Raw genomic sequence first — 19,573 nt, 5'->3', positions numbered from 1 at the left:
AGTGCCTCAGCCACCGTGTGCGTCACAGGGCTGTAGTAGAAACAATATCATCCGGTAACTCTCAACTATTTCCCGACCAATTTTCATCTTATATTAATTAATATTCAACAAACTATTATATTCAATCATCTACGGATTAAGATGACTGTAAAAGCTTTACGATCTCCGTATTGTTTTTTTCTTCAGCCAAGTCCATGGCGGTTTTTCCGTCTTTGTTTTTAACCGTTAAATCAGGCTTATATTGAAGTAAGAATTTTACGGTTTCTACATTTCCACCTTGCGAGCAGTACATAATCGGTGTTTCATGATCACTATCAATATTGTTAATGTCAGCACCATTTTTGATGAGGTATTCTGCGATATTCAGATAACCTTTCCCAATAGCGCTTGCAAAAGGGGTTGCAAGATCGTTTGCTCTCGTATCTACTTTAGCTTTATTCTCCACAAGAAGCTTTACAACCTCTATTTTATTATTTCTTGTAGCGAACCGTAAAGCGGCCCATCCGTTAACATCCTGAAAATTCGGATTGGCCTGATGATTTAAAAGTAATTCAACAATTTTTACAAATCCTTCTTGTGATGCATAATTCAGTGGAGTAGCGGTGCTTTCCAAAGGCATATTGACGTCGGCACCTTTCTGTATAAGAAGTTCAACCAACTTTACATTTCCTGTTCCGACTGCCGAATATAATGGCGTTATGCCTTCTTTTGATTTCTGATTTATATTTTCGCCTTTCTCCAGTAATTTATTGACCTTTTCAAAATCCCGGCTTTCAATAGCATTAAAGATTTTTTGGGAAAATACTGAACTGAACGTAAATAATGATAAAGCAACAAACAGGCTTTTGGTTTTCATAAGGTTAATGTTTTGTTTGAAATTAGTTTCAAATATAAAACAATATCTTTTAATCAATAATAATCGTAGGATCAAAGATTTCTTTTCTCTTCATTAAAATAGAATCGAAATTTACTTTTTTAAATGACGCATCTCTAGGGTAAAACTCAAATTTGTATTGAGCGATTTCGATAATTTTATTTTTAATTTCTTCGTCAGGTTTCTTATCGTACCGGTCGCACAGACAAAGGGCCAATTCTCGCAAAGCAGATTCGTATTCCCATTGATTGGTAACGGCTCCATAGTATGTTTCTATTTCTTTTTCCTCATTATGCAACGGATAATCCACTTTGCAGTTTTTAAAGACAATTTCTCCCGTATATTTTTGGGAGCAGGAAAATAAAATGGTGAGAAGAATTACTAAAAGCTTCGATTTCATAAAGCTGAATTATATTTTCAGAGCATTTTCTTCCAGCTTCTTAATCAACTTCCCTTTCATTACCGTAAAAGCATGGTCTTTCGCTTCGGCAAAGGAAATGCCGTATTCCCGTTCGATGTTGCAGAGATCTTCCGGGAATGCTTCCAGAATCTGATTGTAGAAGGTGTCAAGGAATTCTTTTGAAGGCATTTCATACTTAACTTTCAGCTGGAACCGTCTGATCAAAGCGGTATCGATAATTTCCGGATGGTTGGTGGCGCAGAGCAGCAGGGCGTTTTCGGGATAATAGTCGATGAGCTGGAGCAGGGTATTCACGAGCCTCCTCATTTCGCCCACATCTTTATCGTCGCTGCCCCGGGCTTTCCCGATCTGGTCGAGTTCATCCAGGAAAAGGACCGACCGTTCCCGTGCGGCCTTGTCGAAGATCATTTTGATATTCTGGGACGTTTCGCCGATCCGCGAAGACACGATGTTGCTCAGATTAAGGATGATGATGTTTTTGCCTAAGGCATGGGCAACGGCTTTAGCCGTCATGGTTTTTCCGCAGCCGGAACTTCCTTCCAGAAGCACCTTGTTGTTGACCGGGAGACCGTATTCCTGCAGTTCCTTCGCGTAGGTGTTTTCTTTGATGAGCTGTACAAACTGTTCTTTGTTGTGGGGCGACAGGAATACATCGTCAAGCGTTATTTCTTCCTTGTCCTGGATAATGAGGTTGTACAGGTTCATTGCTTTCAATTTATGGCAGCAAAGATAAAGCTTATCCAACAAAAAAGCCGAACAATATCTGTTCGACTCTATCGGCTATTATAAAAATTAAAAGTTGTCTTCCTTAGTGTAAAATCTTTGCTATGTTTTCGGTGCCCTTTTACCCGCATGGGCAAAAGAGCAGTCAATCTTTCTGACGGATTGAAAACATATACAATGTCATTCATTTGTGTTTTTCCGTAAACTGATAATCAGTTCCGGAAAATCTCATTAGTTTCCCTGTTCTCTCTTCACAGTTGCAAAATAAGAAGCAAAAACTACTAAACATGTTGCGATTCCGATGTAAGTGATCATTTTGTTGAATTTTTAATTATTTGATTTATTATTGTCGATTTTACATTTGCAATATTACGACTTTCAGATGAGGTTCCAAAACAAATAATCATGATGTATATCAGTGTTTTAAGTGGTTTTTGTTTACGTTTTGGATAAAAATAGTTTACATTAATTTAATATAAAATTAAAAATTTATAAAGGCTTTTGTTGTGTTTTGTGTAAAAAATTATTGATCTGTTAATCATTTCTGCGCTTGCATTTAAAAGTTGATAATCCAAAAAAGAAAAAATGCAATACATAATAACATCTTTTGAGACAATATTATATCACTTATTTTTGACTTGTATGGATATTGAATGTTACAAAAACTTATTATTGGGCTGTTTGAAGATGCCTTTTTACGATCGTCGTTCCAATGATAACAACAGGGAATCCGGATAAATCTGGTAAATGTTTTATTTTAAAATATAATTTTTAAGCTATAAATCAGTTGTTTATAGACTGTGTTTTTTATTAAAACTGTCTCAGAGGGGTGGCAGCCTTATTGAAAGGATAAGTAAAAATGATTAAAAAAAGATAAGACATTTCATTAATCAAATTCTCCTGTTAATCGGAGATTGGTGATTTTTAATGTTTAAAAACTGTACATGATCAGACAGTGCATTAGGTTGCCGAAAATTGTAAGAACATATCTTATACTATACAAAAACCTTATAAATAGAAAGAAATGATTATATACTATAAGTAGATTGTTTCGATAAGGTCCATTGCCCGTTTTTGAAAAGCGCTTCAATAAAACCACCGCCGGACCCGCTTCCGTAATCGATATAAAATCTGTTTTTGTCTTTATCTTTCCTGATTTTTCCGATGTGTTCAGGAAACATGCCCAGCCGGTAATCGGATTGAAGCTCGGAACTTTTGTTCTCAGGATAAATAAGGACTTTTATCTGGATGGGATTCATGTGATGGAAATACTCACAGTCTGAAAAATAACCGGCAAAAAAATAATTCGCTTTTGCAAAATCATTCTGCCCGTATTCACGATCGATGATCATTGTGTAAAGATCCGTGAATTTCGATTTTTCCGACCGGTACAGCGGGTTACGGTCGGTGAAATCCGGTATATCATCCTGATCGGTGTCCGCCGAATTGGGATTTAACAAAACCAGCTTTTCGAACAGGTCGTTGAACCGGTCCTTATCCGAATCCTTCCTTACGGCTTTAAGATCAATTTCAAACATCAGCCGGTCTTTTACAGCTTCTTCTTGCGGACCGAAAGGATAACCCCAGCTTTCACGGATCCGTATGAAGCTGCCGTACGCTGTGAGCTTGTTTCCCGAAATGAAATGTTCCGGCTGTTCTTTGCTGAGATGGGTGAATCGGCTTAGTCCCAGATAATAGGCATCGGGAATATTATTTTTTACTTCCAAAAACCAGTAGCCGAAAATATTTTCGCCGATTCCATAAACGACTCCATGGGTTTTTTCTGTATTGATATAGTAAAACTGGTCACCGAAATTTTTGATGAGTTCCACATACGTATCTTTATAAGCTTTGAGGCGTTTTTTATCTTCTGCTTCTGAATACAATTTCCGGCCATCTTCCGTTTCTTCTTTATAAGTCTTTAGCTGCTGGTTATCGACAGTAAATTTTACATGAGAAGGGTTGGCCCGTAGAATTTCCTGTGGGGTATCAATTCTGAATTCATGGTACGCTGTCTTTTCTTTTTTATCATTTTCAAAACAGGCATCTTCTTTCCGGTCGGTGATACAGGAGGTAAGTGTAAAAATAAATGGCAATAAATAATTTAGTTTCATGGTTAGGTTAGTTTCAGTAAAGTTTCTGGTCGTTTTTGCAGAAGAAGCTGGTGCGTTTCCCGTGTCCGGTTTCTTTTTTAATGATTTCTTCGCCGCATTTCGGGCATTTTTTCTGCTGGTAGACCTCAAAGCGTTTCCGCAGTATATTTTCCTTTCTCCACTTTTTGAAATCAAAGCTGTAGATGCGGGCTTCAGCGATCATGGCTTTCAGCCTGTCTGGCGGAAGATGGCCGGTTAATGTTTCCGGATGGATGCCGACCCTGAAAAGGGCCTCATTTTTAATGATGTTGCCGACTCCGGCGAAAATTTCCTGGTCCATCAGCGCATCGCAAACCATCAATTCAGGATTGGCTTTCAGCTTCTTTTCCGCTTTTTCAGGATCCCAGGCATCGCTCATCACATCGGCTTGCCAGTCGAGACCGGAGATAAATTCCGGGTCTACCAACTTTACATTGCAGGTATAAAAATACATGCCTCCGCTTTTGAATTCCAGTCCGAGCTTTAAAGTATGGGCCTGGGCTTTATTCTCCTTCAGGCTGTAAGAACCGAACATCAGCAGGTGGATCCGGATATTTTCCTTGTCGAACAGAAGAAAGGTCTGTTTCCCGTGGGTCCTTATTTCCCGTAAAATATGGCCTTTGATATCTGAGATTTCCGTGATGGAACTTCCTTTGACATCAATTACCTTTTCGCCTGCAAACTTTTGCAGGTCTTCTTTCATCAGAACAACCGGAGGACCTTCGGGCATAGCTTTATGTTTTATATTCCTGGTCTTCAAGAACAGACCATTTTTCGTTCTTGTACTCAGCAATTATTCTGCCACCGCTCGAACTTTTGAAGTAAGGGATGTAAAATGTTTTTTCATCCGGACCTTTTTTGATTCTTCCGTAAAAAGTACCGAACGGCGAAGACCGGGAATTATTTTCCAGCTGATAAGCCTGCGAACCGGAGAGCACCAGTATTCTTGTATCCTTAGGATGAATCCGCTGAAAAAAATTACAGTCGGACTCATAGATTTCAAAGGAATAATAATCCCGGGTTGCATCTTCATTTTCGCCCAGGTCTGACTCGATAATGCTTTTAAAGAGTTCGGTGAACCTGTTTCTTTCCGAAGTGTGAAGCGGATTTAAATCCTCAAAGTCTGAAATTCCGTCCCCATCGGTATCGCGGGAATCAGGATTCAGGAAAATAAGGTTTTCAAAGAGATCATTGTACCCGTCACCATCGGAATCCTTTTTTATATCATCAAGATTGATTTCAAAGGTCAGGAAATCTTTTACGGCTGTCCATTCATCAAACCGTATTCCCTTTTTGATGCTGATAAAGCTGCCGTCGAGGAAAAGGGTATTGTTCCTGATAAATCCGTCCTTTTGTCTTCTGTTGATATAGGTGTTTTTACTGAATCCGATATAATAGGCTTTTGGCTTCCGTCCCTTTATTTCCAACAGCCAGTGTCCGAATTGATTTTCAGCAACCGCATATAAGGAATTTCCTGCTTTCTGAAGCCTGATATAATGGAATTGATGGTTAAAATATTTGTAGAAAATCTCAAACTTTTTATAATCCTCCGACATCCTCTGTTCATAAGCCATGCCTGAATATTCATCCATCCTTTCATCTTCTTCATAACTCAGGTTTGCCCTGTTTTCTCTGTACTTAATATGTTTTGGATTATTCAGCAGGATAAATTCTGTCATTTGGGTGTAATAGGAGAGTTTCCCTTTAGCGGAATAATGTTTCTGGCCATCATCGAAACAGTTTTCCTGAGAAAACAGATATACCGGAAACAGCAATACGAGAAGACTTTTCATGGATGGAAATTTGAAACAATACTACTGAAATTTTTTTAAGCTGTAAACTCTTCTAATTATAATTATTGTAACTCGTAATTCCTGTTGTCTTTTATAAATGAAAAAAGTTATGCTGAAACTTGCCGAAGCAGCTGTGTGAAACTTAAAGCAGTCAATAATTAAAAAAGTATGTACGCTTGGTCTTCCGGCACTGAAAATTCACTTAATATTCGAATATTTTATCAGAAGAAAATAAAATTTAAAGTATTTTTGAAGCATGATGAACTTAAACCAGATTTTCACGAATCAGCGTACAGGCAACAATCCGCACACCAAAGCTTCCAGAACGGATTTCCAGAGAGACTTCGACCGAATTATATTTTCATCGGCTTTCAGAAGGCTGCAGAACAAGACGCAGGTTTTTCCGCTTCCCGGAAGTGTATTCGTGCACAACCGCCTGACACATTCGCTGGAAGTTTCATCGGTGGGACGAAGCCTGGGAAGCGTGATGGGGGAGTTCATCCACGACCAGTTTAAAAACGACTTAACCGAAGAGGCAAAAAGCTTTTACCTTCACAACCTGGGAAACGTCATTGCGGCAGGATGCCTGTGCCATGATGTCGGAAACCCCGCTTTCGGACATTCCGGCGAAGATGCCATTGCCAGCTATTTCGAAAGGAACGAACCGGATCTGAAACCGAAATTCAATGAAAAAGAGTGGGCCGATCTGGTGAACTTTGAAGGAAATGCCAATGCGATCCGGGTGCTGGCCCAGCAGCAGCAGGGGAAGGATGCGGGAGGCATCCAGCTTACGTTTTCCACCCTTGCCAGTATTGCCAAATATCCGTGTGAAGCCATTGCCAAAACAAAGGGTGTGGTGCACCGGAAAAAATTCGGCTTTTTCCAGAACGAAAAGGATATTTTCCTGGAAATTGCAAAAGCAACTCAACTGATTCCAGAAAGCGAGGAACCGCATATCTTCAAAAGGCATCCGTTTGTATGGCTTGTAGAAGCAGCGGACGACATCTGCTACAACATCATCGATATGGAAGATGCCCACCGTCTGGGAATCGTTTCCACAGCCGACTGTAAAAACCTGTTTTTTGAATTGGTAAAATCCGAAACGGACGATGTAAAAAGAATTGAGAGCAAGCTGAATTCCATATCCAACGAAAACGAGCAGATTTCTTACCTGCGGGCCAAGGTCATCAATGCCCTGATCAACACCTCGATGGAAAGGTACAAGAAGGATTTTGAAAAGATCCTGAGCGGAAACCTGGACAAAGCCCTTCTGGATCTTTATAAAGATGAAAACAAAGCCCTTCAGGATATCGAAAGTTTTTCCATTGAAAAAATATACAACCACAAAGCCGTCGTGGAAATTGAAAATGCAGGCTATAATGTGATGTATGAATTGCTCGACCACTTTATTCCATCCATTCTCAAATCAAAAGAAGAAAGAAAATCCTATGATACCAAAGCATTAAAGCTGATTCCTAAGCAGTTTATTTACGACAACGGAACCGACTACCAGAAAGTACTGGGCGTGATCGATTTCGTTTCCGGAATGACAGACAATTACGCCACCGATCTGTACCGTAAAATCAAAGGTATCGATATCGGGATGACCGTGTAAAAGGTCAATGGTGAATTTTTCTTGGCAAGTGAATGGTCAATGGTCAATCTTGCATTTGCCTCCCGACAAGACCACAACCATCAAAAGCCCGAAGCTACTACCTTTACCGCAATTTCCCTCCGAATTTTGGAGGGTTGGCGAAAATTCTGAAAGAATTTTTGACAGGGTGGTCCTGCGATAGGTGAATTTTGCTCCGCAACTGAATGGTGAACGATCAATCTTAAATTGCGGCTCATGTTGGAATGCGCAAAGACGCTAAGCTTTTGAATGCTTATGATTTTGAAAATAAGGAATCATTTTTAATCTATATATCCAGACCTATCATTTGCTGCCTATAAACCGAAAGTTCAGGAACGTAGTTCAGCCCTTGCGAATGAAAATATTCTCAATGTTATCAGAAAAGCCCTTGCGTTAAGCAAACAAACAGCCTAAAAATTGACAAGCGCAGCGGATTCACTATTCGCGATCCCTGTAAAACCAGCCTTTTATTTGATTTTTAGACGATAAATCCCTATCTTACAGCAAACCAATAAAAGAAAACATTATGGTGTACGCAGGAATATTAGCCTTTATCGGTCTTATTACTTTATTTGCTTCATTTTTTACCGTAAAACAGGAATCGGCCGCTATCGTAGAGCGGTTAGGGAAATTTTTAAAAGTAAGCCATGCAGGGCTGCATCTGAAAATCCCTTTTCTGGATCAGATTGCCAAACGGCTGAACCTCAGGATCCAGCAGCTGGATGTTATTATTGATACCAAGACTTTGGACAATGTGTTTATCAAAATGAAAGTTTCCGTACAGTACCAGGTGATCCGGGAAAATGTAAGGGATGCTTATTACCGGCTGGAAAATCCGGAAAACCAGATTACTTCTTATGTATTTGATGTGGTGCGCGCCGAGGTGCCGAAAACAAGGCTGGATGATGTATTCGTAAGGAAAGACGACATCGCCATTGCTGTAAAAAGCGAGCTGCAGGATGCCATGCAGAGTTACGGATATGACATCATTAAAGCTTTGGTCACCGATATCGATCCTGATGAGCAGGTGAAACATGCCATGAACCGGATCAATGCTGCCGAAAGGGAAAAAACAGCGGCCGAATATGAATCGGAAGCCCAGAGAATACGGATTGTTGCCGTAGCCAAAGCCGAAGCGGAATCCAAGAAGCTGCAGGGACAGGGAATTGCCGACCAGAGAAGGGAAATTGCGAAAGGGCTGGAAGAATCGGTGAAAATGCTGAATGCCGCCAATATCAACGCTCAGGAAGCGTCGGCACTGATTGTTGTAACCCAGCATTACGACACGTTAAGTGCTATAGGAGCCAACAACAGGAGCAACCTTGTGCTTCTTCCCAATTCGCCTACCGCAGCCAGTTCCATGCTGAATGATCTTGTGGTTTCCATGGCTGCGACCCAGAAAATGGACGAATATGTCCCGGTAACTGACCCGGCAAAGAAGAAAGATTTTTAAATCGTTCTCATGATGAAACAGGCCTGGAAATCAATGGTTAATTAATGATAAAACCGAATGGCATCCGTTAGAACAATATGGTAAACTGTTGTCTGTGAATAACGAATTGATCCTTTTCAGCATGCTGGAAAGGATTTTTTCTGTTATAAAAGACAATAAGGCATAAAAAATATCTTCAGTTTTTTACTCTTGTTTTTTTGCGATTTAATCCCTAATTTGATCTTCCTTTTTAAAAATACCAAAGTGTATAATCAGCAATAAGAATATGAATAATCAACTTGAAATTGAAAATTACAGGATCGGAAAGTCGGAAGCATGGGCAGGAAATATGGAGGATCATGAGCTTATGGAACGGATCAGGGAATCTGAATTCGCCAAACATCAGATTGATCAGGGAAAGGATTTCTGCTACTTTTTAGATAAAAAATACCGCACCGGCAATACTGAGAACAGTGAGTATGTCTGTATGGCCTACACATTGAATGAGCCGGCTAATCTTGAAAGGGCATCGGTTTCCGATATCGTTGTGGAAGAAAACGAAGTCTACCATATCCACCGCATCAGCGTCGTGAGAGACGGTATACTGATCGATAAAATTTCCGATACCAAAATAAAGGTACTCGACAGTGAGAACCAGAGCAGCGGCGGCATCCTGAGCAGCAATAAAAAAATCAATATTACCATAAAAGACCTCAGGCTCAATGATATCCTCATCATGGAAGATTCCAGAGTGAAGGTATTTAAAGAACGGGATTTCCTGAGAAAGGAATTTGCGAAATACGTCTGGGTAAGCCCGGATAACTATTGGGCTTACGGAAGCTATACCTTTACCTTCATCAACGACCGCGAACAGAGGATAGCCTGTAAAAAAACATTCTTCCGTGATGAAGCGGGAACCGTCCTGGCTCCGGAAACCCATTACCTGAATAAAGGGGAAGAATTTGTTTTTAAATTAGAAAACTACATCAATCCGGTGGATGCCAGCCGTGAGATTTTTCCGTACATCGATTTTGCAACGGACAGCAATTGGAAGGAGCTTTCCAACTACGTTGCGCCGATCTACGGCGAAATATTCAGTCAGGCATCTTTACGGGATTTTGCCCCAAACCTTATCGAAAAGGTGGATGCCATTGCAGACCCGGATGAAAAGATCCAGTTTGCCATCGAATATGTACAGAACAACATCTACTATATCTTTAATGCCGATGAGATGAACGGCCATAAGCCGCAGGCACCTGCGGTTACCTATGAAAACAAACAGGGCGACTGCAAGGCAAAATCCGTTTTGCTGAAAGTGATCCTGGATTATATCGGCGTGGATTCCTCTATTGTGCTCGTGAATTTTCATACCGATTTTTATATCAAATATTACCTGCCTTCACTGCTGACGTTCAACCATGCGATTGTAAAGATCAATCATAAAGGGGAGGAGTATTTCATCGATGCGACGGTACGCGATGAATTCGGGCTGCTGGAAAATCGGGGGTTTATTTACTTTATGCATTATCTTGAAGTGAAAACTGACCAGGAACTGAAGCAGAGAAAGCCGTATAAATACCCATATTTCTGCATCGATGAAAAAGTAGACTTCAACGTACAGGACAAAACCGGGAAGCTGGTGCTTACGACGACTTATAAAGGCAACCGCGCCAATGCCATGAGAAGGTATTTCAAAAATACCAACAAGCGGGAAGTGATCGACAGCTGGAACAATTTCCTGTTCTATAGCCTGAATTATTCCGGCGACCGCAACGGAACGGATGTCCGGAATGTCTTTACGGATGCAGCCATCGATATGGTCAGCGACGACCGGAAGCTGAATGAGTTTAAAATACAGTACAAAGCCTCCGTCAATAACCCGTATTATACCGATCCGAAGGGAGACCGTTTCCTGATGTACTTCGACAGGAACGTGGTGAAGGCCAGTGCACGGGATTTTATTCACAAAGACCTTCCGTTCTGGCATAATTTCGACAGCGAAAAGTATGAGATCAGCCTGTATACGGACCAGAAAATCGATACCGAAGAGAAATACACCACCCAGGAAAGTACGATTCATAATCCGTACTTTGATTTTTCAAGCCGTAAAAAAGTAACTAAGAACGGAGCTGCCGTAAACATCGAATTCAAGCCGCTGGTCAATCTTGAGATCCCGGAAGAAGCATTTGAGAAGTTCAGGGCCGATCACCATACCATTGCCGACAGCAATTTCGGATTGGGGATCGATATTATTGAACCCGGATTTATGAATATGCTGAAGTACAGCTTTAAGAAAAAGTTTAAATAGGGAAAGCAGAATGATTAAAGTAAGGATCGGGATGATGGGAAAGTTTGAAATTCACTTCGCTACTGACTGATTAAATTTTTTTGTCCGAATGATGAAAGTTTGAATGAAAGAAAAAGAATCTTTTAATATTAATGATCGCTGATATCCGATTGTAAAAACAAAATTTCGGCTGGTTTGCTTGCAAACCAGCCGAAATTTTTATCTGCTTACTTTAAATTTAGAAATAGTACATTTATTGAAGCCTGTAGTATTTCATGAAAACGGTCAATTAAGAAATGTCCATCCTCCAGCTTCCTTCTCCCGCCTATTCATCAGATTTCTCCTGAGCTTTCGGTGCCGGAATTCCCCTGAATTTCTGTTTTCCGGTCAGAAGTTCAAAGAACAGCCGGAAATCCGAGATCAGAGACCATAAAGGATATCTGAAAGTGGCCGGTTTATTCCTTTCAACCACCGCATGGCTGAACCAGGCAAACCCGTAGCCGAATATAGGCACATACCAGAGGAACCGCTCTTTTCCCGAAGCAATCACGTAGCCGATCACAAAAAAGACCAGCAACGTTCCGATAAAATGCAAAATCCGGGTTCCTGTTTTACTGTGCTCGGTTAAATAAAACCGATAAAATTCGTTAAATGTTTTTATTCTTTCAGCCATGATTATCTGTAATTTAAAGTTCCGATCATAAAAGTCTTTGATGCATTCAATGCCTTTGAATTTTTAGTCAGTTCCCTGGTTACCCCTTGATGTTGAAGGTAATTGGAATGAATAAAATAAATGTCTTTATTCTCGCGGGTGATATATCCTGTATGAAAATCCAATCCAACGATATATGCCTGGTTTTTCTTTTTTCCTAGAATATATTTCTCCAGTTCCTGCCTTTTGGTAAAATACCGGATGTCCGTGCACAGCTTTTTGATCATCACCGAAGATGCCTGTTGGGCAAGAAACGTCCGGTTAAGGTCGAAACCGTAATCAGAGAGGGTGTTGGTTACAAAGTAGCCGCAGGCAATGCTTCCCTTCTTCGGTTCCCGTGACGTTCCTGTGAAAGACCACGGCGTACCGTGCCAGTATTCAGGTACGTCATTATTAATGAATCTGAAAAAATAATTGCTCCTCTGGCTTCTGTTCTTTTCACCGATTGATTTTAAAAGCTCTTTATAAGTTAATCTCTTTTCTTCCGGACCCGGTCCCGAAGCATGCCCGGTTGTCTTTTTACAGCTGAAGATTAGAAGCAACAGACAAAACCAAAAATATTTCATCAATAGTTAAGCATTTCTAAGCTTGCTGTTCCGGTATCCGTAGCAGAAATAGATGACTAAACCTACAGCAAACCACAGTCCAAACCAGAACCAGTTGTCATGGCTCATTCCCGTTAAAAGATAAAGGCACGAACTAAGCCCGATCAGTGGGATCAGCGACAGGTTTTTAATAAAAGCTACTGCACACAAAACGATATTAATCAGGATAAAAAAGAATATGGAAGCCCTGAATTCACCTTCTTTCGGATCTTTCCAGTCCATCAGCGTATGGAAGAAGTCCGGCTGCCAGAAGTAGAAGAAAACAATTCCTCCGATGAAGATAAACGGAAAAATAAATTTACCGTTAATATAAGGAAGGTGGAACCTGCCTTTGATCTTTTCTTTGGCCGGAAGCATCAGAACCCCTGCACATACCAGCACGAAGGCGAAAATCGTCCCGATACTTGTAAAATCCAGGATGAAGCTTTTATCGGTAAACAGGATCGGAATTCCCACTACAATTCCTGTAACAACGGTAGCAAAAGCCGGCGTTTTATATTTCGGATGCACTTCCTGGAATTTCTGCGGCATCAGCCCGTCGCGGCTCATGGCGTACCATATTCTCGGCTGCCCCATCTGGAAAACCAAAAGGACCGTGGTAATCGCTACAATGGCTACGAAAGAAACCACCAGCTCCATCCAGGCTACATTGGCATTGGATCTTTCAAAAATAAAGGAAAGCGGATCTCCGACACCGTCGAATTTCCTGTAATCTACCATTCCCGTTAAAACCAGGGTTAAGGCAATATAAATAAAGGTACACAGCACCAAAGAAATAATCATTCCTTTCGGCAGCGTTTTCTGAGGGTCTTTTGTTTCTTCGGACAGCACGCTTAAGGCATCAAACCCGATATAGGCAAAGAAAACCCCCGAAACAGCACTCATCACACCTGCAAAACCGTTCGGCATAAATGATGAAACCTGGGTTTCAGGATTTACCGGGGTCCAGTTATCGGTATTGATGTAAGCAAAACCCACCAGGATGACAAGAATAATCACAGCCAGTTTAAGAATTACCAAAGCATTATTGAAATTCTTGCTTTCCTTTACCCCAACATAACACAGCCAGGTAATCAGGCCGTTAATAACCAGGGCGGGAACATCCACAATAAATTTCAGGCTTCCGATCAACGGTGCGTTGGTCCAGGCATTAATCAGTTCTTTATTTTCAGAGCCGTTCATAAAGGCTTTTTTCGCTTCGGTATAACTGCAGGTCAGGTAATCCGGAATATGCATACCCAACCGGTGAAGAAAGCTGGTAAAATAATCGGACCAGGAGAAGGCAACGTAAATATTTCCGAAAGAATATTCCATGATCAGGGCCCAGCCGATGATCCAGGCAATCAGTTCCCCGAAACTGGCATAAGCATAGGTATAAGCGGAACCGGCCGTCGGGATCCTGCTCGCGAACTCCGCATAGCAAAGGGCCGTAAACCCGCAGGCAAATCCGCAGATCAAATATAGTAAGATCACGCCGGGACCTCCTCTGAAAACGGCCTCTCCCAAACTGCTGAAACTTCCTGCTCCTATAATTGCCGCAATACCAAAAAATACGATGTCCCAGACGCCCAATACCCTCAGTAAATGAGTGGATGTATCGGTATCTGAATAGTTTTTCCTTCTAAAAAGTTGATTCATTCAATTCTATATTTGATTCAAGAAAAGCAAATGTAATTATTTCTCCGAAATAATTTTTATTTTCTTAAGGTTTCTTCCCAAGAAAGTTAAGAAGTCTTAAAAAAATATTCAGTTATTAACAATGTGTTAAAAGGCTTGTTTATACAATTTCTTTTCAATATTTTCGTTGATAAATTGTGGATAAAAATTCCCGTAATTTTAAATATTTGAACCTGAATATCAGGCTTTTCCATGTTAAAATTTAAAATTAATGAAATCTAGAAAAATACTTTTAGCGGCTGCTGTAATGTATTTCGGGATCTCCGATGCGCAACAGTCTCAGTACTTTACCCAAAAAGAAAACTACCGGTTCAATTTAGCTGAAAACCTTTACCAGACCAAAATATACAACGCTTCCCAATACGAATATGCCCGACAGTATTTCTACAACGAGCATCTGTCGCGTTCGAAAAAGGAGGCAGCGCAGTTTTTTGATAACGTGATCGGCGTCATCCTTCAGAAAAACCATGCGGAAGAAGGGCTGGCAGCTTTTATGAAAGAATACCCGAATTCAGCTTATTTTGCGCAGGCAAGCTTACCGCTGGCGGATTATTATCTGGCTAAAAAAGATTTTGAAAAAGCATTGGAAACCCTGAAAAAAGTAAACCAGTACCAGCTTTCAAAAGAAGAAAATACCCAATACATCCTGAAACTGGGGTACGCCAAATTTATGATGGGTGATTCCAAAGGAGCGACCGACGCACTGGAGGAAGCCTACAAAACAGCAGACCAGTCGCAGAGAGGGGATATTGCCTATATGTTGGGCCATTTGTATTATTCAAACCGGCAGAATGACAAGGCTTTCCAGTATTTCGATTCGATAAAGGAGGAGGCGAAATATTCAAAACTGGTCCGTCCTTATTATGTGCAGATGTATTATAACGATAAGGATTACGATAAAGCCATTACCGAAGGAACAGCCCTTCTGAATGAAGATATTTCCGAGGCCTATAAAGCGGAAGTCCATAAGATCATCGGGGAAAGCTATTTCATGAAAAATGATTACACTTCAGCTTATCCGCATCTTAAAGATTACCTGAGCGTCCAGCAGAACCCATCGGAGAACGATCTTTATGAAATGGGATTTGTCGCAGCACAGCTCAAAAAATACGACGAAGCGGTTTCTTATTACAACCAGCTGCTGAACAGCAGTTCGGCCCTGGCCCAGAATGCCTATTATCAGCTTGGAAATGCTTACCTGGCAGTAGGTAAGAAACAGGAAGCCTTATCGGCATTCCGTTCGGCCTATCAGATGAATTATGACAAGAAGGTAAAGAAGCTGGCGCATGAGCAGTATGCCAAATTAAGCTACGACATCGGAAACCCGTTTGAAAGCGCGTCCACCGTTATCCAGAATTACATCAACGATAATCAGAATGAATCGAATGCACCTGAAATGAGAGCGCTTCTGATAAAATCCTATCTGTATTCCGGAAATTACAAAGAGACGCTGAATGCCATCGACAGGTTACAGAATTCAACTCCGGAAATCGATAAAATCGACCAGGAAGTTTCTTATCTGTTGGGTACAGAAGAATTCAACAAAGGGAACTATGATCAGGCAGAACAGTATTTGTTAAGAAGCTTAGGCTTCAACCTCAATAAGGAATTCAGCAACCGGGCTTTATACTGGCTGGGGCAGGTGTATTACCAGAAAGGGAATTACCCTTCCGCCATTGCCCGCTACGAAAAGCTGCTTAACGAAAATTTCCCTGAGAAGCAGCAGTTGCCGTATGATCTCGGATATGCTTATTTTAAATCTAAAAAATTCGATGAAGCTGAAAAGTATTTCAAGCAATATTTAGCCAATCCGAAACCTGAATTCAGGAATGATGCGGAACTCCGCCTGGGCGATATCAATTACGCCAATAACAACCTGAACGAAGCGATCGCGATCTACGATAAAAACGAAGATGCCACGGATTATACTTTATACCAGAAAGGAATGGCTTTAGGATTCAAAGGCGATACCCAGGCGAAAATCACCAGCCTGAAAAACCTGCTGTCCAGATATCCCGATTCGGATTATTACGACGATGCCCAGTACGAAATCGGAACCGCGTATGCGGCACAGGACGATTTCAGCAATTCCAATGATTATTTTAACAAAGTCGTTAAAACCTCTGCCGATAAAGATCTCGTTGCCAATGCATCTATTTACAGGGCGCAGAATTACATCGACCAGAACCAGGGCGATAAAGCATTATCTGAATTGAGATCGCTTGCCGAACAGTATAAGAACACGGCTTACGCAGAGAAAATCGTTCAGGCAGCAAAACCGATTTTCACGAAAAACGGCGATGTTTCGGGCTATGAGACTTTTGCACGGAACGCCGGGGTGAATATTGATGCTTCGGAAATTGATGAAATCAATCTGTCGACAGCGAAACAGCTTTTCACGAAAAAAGATTACAAAAACGCGATTTCCTATTACGAGAAATACTTAACCCAGAATCCTACCGGGGAGGGGCTTTACCAGGCAAAATACGAACTGGGGGAAAGCTATTACCAGACCAAAAACACGACAAAATCCCTGCTGGTTTTACAGGAGGTAGCGAATGTTCCGAACGATTACCAGGATGATGCCCAGACCCGTCTGGCCCAGATCTACATCGCTCAGGATGATAAGCAGGAAGCGAAGAAGTATCTTGAAAACCTGACCAGCTCATCGGATGTGAATATCAAAAACTACGCGAATGTGGAACTGATGAAGATCTATGCAGACGAAAAGAATTTCGCCCAGGCGGAAAAACTGGCGGATGCAGTAATTGCCAACAGCAAAAACGCTTCGGCGGTTATTGAGACGGCTAAAGTCATCAAAGCCCGGAGCCTGATGAATTCAGGGAAGGATAAGGATGCACAGTCGGCTTATGCGGCGCTTGAAAAGTCTTCCAATACTTCGGTAGCTGCGGAATCCCTGTATGCGAAAGCGTATTACCAGAATAAAGGAAAAGCGTACAAATCCTCTAATGAAACGATCTTTAAACTCGCCAACAATTATGCTTCCGAAGAATACTGGGGCGCAAAAGCCCTGGTGCTGATGGCGAAAAACTACATCGGCCTGAAAGACAATTACCAGGCAAGCTATACCTGCGACCAGATCATCGAGAATTATAAGGATTTCCCGGAGATCGTAGCAGAAGCGAAGGAGGTTAAAAAGCAGATTAAAAAGTAAAAGTATAAAATGTACAGCGTAGAATGTAAAAAGTAAAATGTAGCAATACATGATACATCCGACATTATACATTAATACCTATAAAAAAATGAACAAAAGAATTCAAATATTATCCCTGTTATTTTTAGGAATTTCGTCGGTGGCGTTTTCCCAGATCAAAGAAGAAAAGCTGATCCTCAATAAAAAAAGGGAGCCGGAAGTACGGAAGATCGAAAAAAAGAAAACTTCGGTGGAAACCATCAAGAACTATCCGCCGGAAGAGAAATCACAAAACCCGGTACAGTACACGATTACCGATGTACCGGCCGTTTCGGATTTCAAGACTTCCACCATCCAGGGACAGGACGTGACGCCGAAGTTTGACGGCTCCGCGCAGAACAATTACCTTCAGTTCGGAATGGGGAACTACGGGAAAATCCTGGGAGATGCAAACATTTCGAAAACACTGGAAAACAAAATTGAAGTCGGCGTTGATGCCCATTTCCTTTCGACCCAGGGCCTGAAAAAAGAATACGACTGGGATTCCAAGCAAAGTTCCACGACTTTGGGGGCTTACCTGAATTCTTACGGCGATAAGGGCAAATTTAATCTGAATGCGGAATACGGGCTGAACAGCTACAACTACTACGGCATTTATGCTTTGAGCCCAGGCGATGTGGATCTTGACCAGAGGGTGAACCAATTCAAGGTAAACGGATACTACGATTTCTACTCCAATGAAATTTTAAACGACGTACGGGTAAAATCTTCCTTCCTGAAAGACCATTTCGATGCACAGGAAAATCAGGCTTCCGTATTGGCGAATTTTTCCAAGCATGGCGTAGAGATCGGAAAATCGGGAATCGACCTGAATGCTGACCTGGGCGTGGGATTGGAAACAGTGAAAACCGAATTTGCCATCCGCGATAAGAACAACTCGAATTTTTTCAATACCAATTTAAATCCGAAAGTGACTTTCCGTAAAGGGGATTCGTATTTACGTTTAGGTTCTCAGTTTTCATTCCTGAACAGCAAGAACAACAACGACCTGATGGCGGAGCAGATGAAGAACAACAAAGCCTACTGGTTCCCGGAAGCGGAATTCCAGGTTGCAGCTGCTGAAGAATTCAAATTTTACGGTGGGGTAGACGGCGGCCTGAAGATCAATACCTACGCCGATTTGCTGCAGCAGAACCCGTTTCTGCTGTCTGACCAGTACCTGAGGCCAACGGAGACCAAATACCACTTTTATGTAGGGTTAAGAGGGGATATCGATGAAACTTTCAAATACGACGTTGCGGCAGGTTATGGAAAAATGCGGGACATCATGTTCTTTAAAGGCAACAGCCTCTTCGATAACAATTATACCCTTAACCGTTCGGCCTATGATTATGCCAACACTTTTTCCGCCATATACGATGACGGGAATGTCAGTGACATCAAAGGAAGCTTACAATATTTCCCTTTAGCCAATTTAATCGTGGACGGAGAGGTGAAATTTACCAAGTTCGACCTTAAAAATTATGAAAATATTTACAATGTTCCGTTGCTGACAGCTACAATCGGGGCAAAATATACCATGCTGGATAAAAAATTATTGCTCGGTTTCAAGGGGCTTTTTGCCAGCGACAGAACGACGAATTCCTTTATGATTGAGGGAGTTGGCAGTCCGATGATGTACCGGTCTGCCGAGGATACCAACGACAAAGTTGGGGGGTATGCCGATATAAATTTTTCTGCAGAGTATAAAGTTCACAAAAATTTTAGTATTTTTGCACTCGGAAATAATCTTCTGAGCTCGAAATACCAGACGTACAAAGGATATAAGGTTCTCGGTGCACAGGTTTTGGGAGGTGTGAAGATTACGTTCTAAATATGAATAATGGGTAATGAGCAATTTGCAATGATTACGTATTAAATAATTACTCATTACTCATAGAAATGGCTCCGTAGTTCAACTGGATAGAATATTGGATTTCGGCTCCAACGGTTGGGGGTTCGAATCCCTCCGGGGTCACTTATCGCACGTATTTTAGGGGCTTTACGCCAGGTTAACCCCCAAAACAACCCCCAAGCGGGGGTAATGCAAAAACAAATAAGGAGCTTATCGGCTCCTTATTTTTTGTTTAA

General features: G+C 41.4%; 14 protein-coding genes and 1 tRNA gene. 6 read left to right on the top strand and 9 right to left on the bottom strand.

Annotated features, from left to right (window positions below):
• Positions 1–136 precede the first annotated feature (136 nt).
• The 6 genes from FY557_RS09485 to FY557_RS09460 form a co-directional block, all read right to left on the bottom strand.
• Positions 137–856, bottom strand: a complete 720-nt coding sequence (locus FY557_RS09485) for an ankyrin repeat domain-containing protein (protein ID WP_149247014.1) — start codon at positions 854–856, stop codon at positions 137–139.
• A gap of 49 nt (positions 857–905) precedes the next feature.
• Positions 906–1,274 (bottom strand): hypothetical protein, encoded by a 369-nt coding sequence (locus FY557_RS09480; protein WP_149247013.1) that lies wholly within the window; start codon positions 1,272–1,274, stop codon positions 906–908.
• Positions 1,275–1,283: 9 nt separating this feature from the next.
• The gene (locus FY557_RS09475) at positions 1,284–2,000 is read right to left on the bottom strand and encodes an AAA family ATPase (RefSeq protein WP_149247012.1); all 717 of its coding nucleotides are present in this window, start codon (positions 1,998–2,000) and stop codon (positions 1,284–1,286) included.
• Positions 2,001–3,046: 1,046 nt separating this feature from the next.
• The gene (locus FY557_RS09470; RefSeq protein WP_149247011.1) at positions 3,047–4,132 is read right to left on the bottom strand and encodes a hypothetical protein; all 1,086 of its coding nucleotides are present in this window, start codon (positions 4,130–4,132) and stop codon (positions 3,047–3,049) included.
• Positions 4,133–4,145: 13 nt separating this feature from the next.
• Entirely contained in the window at positions 4,146–4,880 is a 735-nt protein-coding gene (locus FY557_RS09465; protein WP_149247010.1) for a DNA-formamidopyrimidine glycosylase family protein, read from the bottom strand.
• A 4-nt stretch (positions 4,881–4,884) separates the two neighbouring features.
• Positions 4,885–5,943, bottom strand: a complete 1,059-nt coding sequence (locus FY557_RS09460; RefSeq protein WP_149247009.1) for a hypothetical protein — start codon at positions 5,941–5,943, stop codon at positions 4,885–4,887.
• A gap of 259 nt (positions 5,944–6,202) precedes the next feature.
• Between FY557_RS09460 and dgt the strand changes: the two genes are divergently transcribed.
• The 3 genes from dgt to FY557_RS09445 all read left to right on the top strand — a co-directional run bounded on the left by dgt (position 6,203) and on the right by FY557_RS09445 (position 11,316).
• Positions 6,203–7,558, top strand: coding sequence for a dGTP triphosphohydrolase (gene dgt / locus FY557_RS09455; protein WP_149247116.1), 1,356 nt, complete (start codon positions 6,203–6,205; stop codon positions 7,556–7,558).
• 544 nt (positions 7,559–8,102) lie between these two features.
• Positions 8,103–9,029, top strand: coding sequence for an SPFH domain-containing protein (locus FY557_RS09450; RefSeq protein WP_149247008.1), 927 nt, complete (start codon positions 8,103–8,105; stop codon positions 9,027–9,029).
• A 265-nt stretch (positions 9,030–9,294) separates the two neighbouring features.
• Entirely contained in the window at positions 9,295–11,316 is a 2,022-nt protein-coding gene (locus tag FY557_RS09445) for a DUF3857 domain-containing protein (protein WP_149247007.1), read from the top strand.
• A 304-nt stretch (positions 11,317–11,620) separates the two neighbouring features.
• Here the strand turns inward: FY557_RS09445 and FY557_RS09440 are convergent, their stop codons facing one another.
• From FY557_RS09440 to FY557_RS09430, 3 genes are read right to left on the bottom strand one after another with little or no spacing between them, the layout of a single operon-like run.
• Complete coding sequence (locus FY557_RS09440) at positions 11,621–11,968, bottom strand: DUF962 domain-containing protein (protein WP_149247006.1); 348 nt, start codon at positions 11,966–11,968, stop codon at positions 11,621–11,623.
• A gap of 2 nt (positions 11,969–11,970) precedes the next feature.
• Entirely contained in the window at positions 11,971–12,573 is a 603-nt protein-coding gene (locus FY557_RS09435; RefSeq protein WP_149247005.1) for a hypothetical protein, read from the bottom strand.
• 6 nt (positions 12,574–12,579) lie between these two features.
• Complete coding sequence (locus FY557_RS09430) at positions 12,580–14,250, bottom strand: APC family permease (protein ID WP_149247004.1); 1,671 nt, start codon at positions 14,248–14,250, stop codon at positions 12,580–12,582.
• Between the two features lie 250 nt (positions 14,251–14,500).
• On the opposite strand from FY557_RS09430, the gene FY557_RS09425 reads away from it, so the two are divergent.
• From FY557_RS09425 to FY557_RS09415, 3 genes are all read left to right on the top strand, one after another.
• Entirely contained in the window at positions 14,501–17,464 is a 2,964-nt protein-coding gene (locus tag FY557_RS09425) for a tetratricopeptide repeat protein (RefSeq protein WP_149247003.1), read from the top strand.
• 88 nt (positions 17,465–17,552) lie between these two features.
• Positions 17,553–19,316, top strand: a complete 1,764-nt coding sequence (locus tag FY557_RS09420; RefSeq protein ID WP_149247002.1) for a TonB-dependent receptor — start codon at positions 17,553–17,555, stop codon at positions 19,314–19,316.
• A gap of 70 nt (positions 19,317–19,386) precedes the next feature.
• Positions 19,387–19,460, top strand: a tRNA-Arg gene (locus tag FY557_RS09415).
• Positions 19,461–19,573 lie beyond the last annotated feature (113 nt).

This window comes from Chryseobacterium sp. SN22 (genome assembly GCF_008329705.1).
Taxonomy (GTDB): domain Bacteria; phylum Bacteroidota; class Bacteroidia; order Flavobacteriales; family Weeksellaceae; genus Chryseobacterium.
Note: the sequence above shows the minus strand (reverse complement) of the source record. Positions and strands in the feature narration are given on the sequence as shown.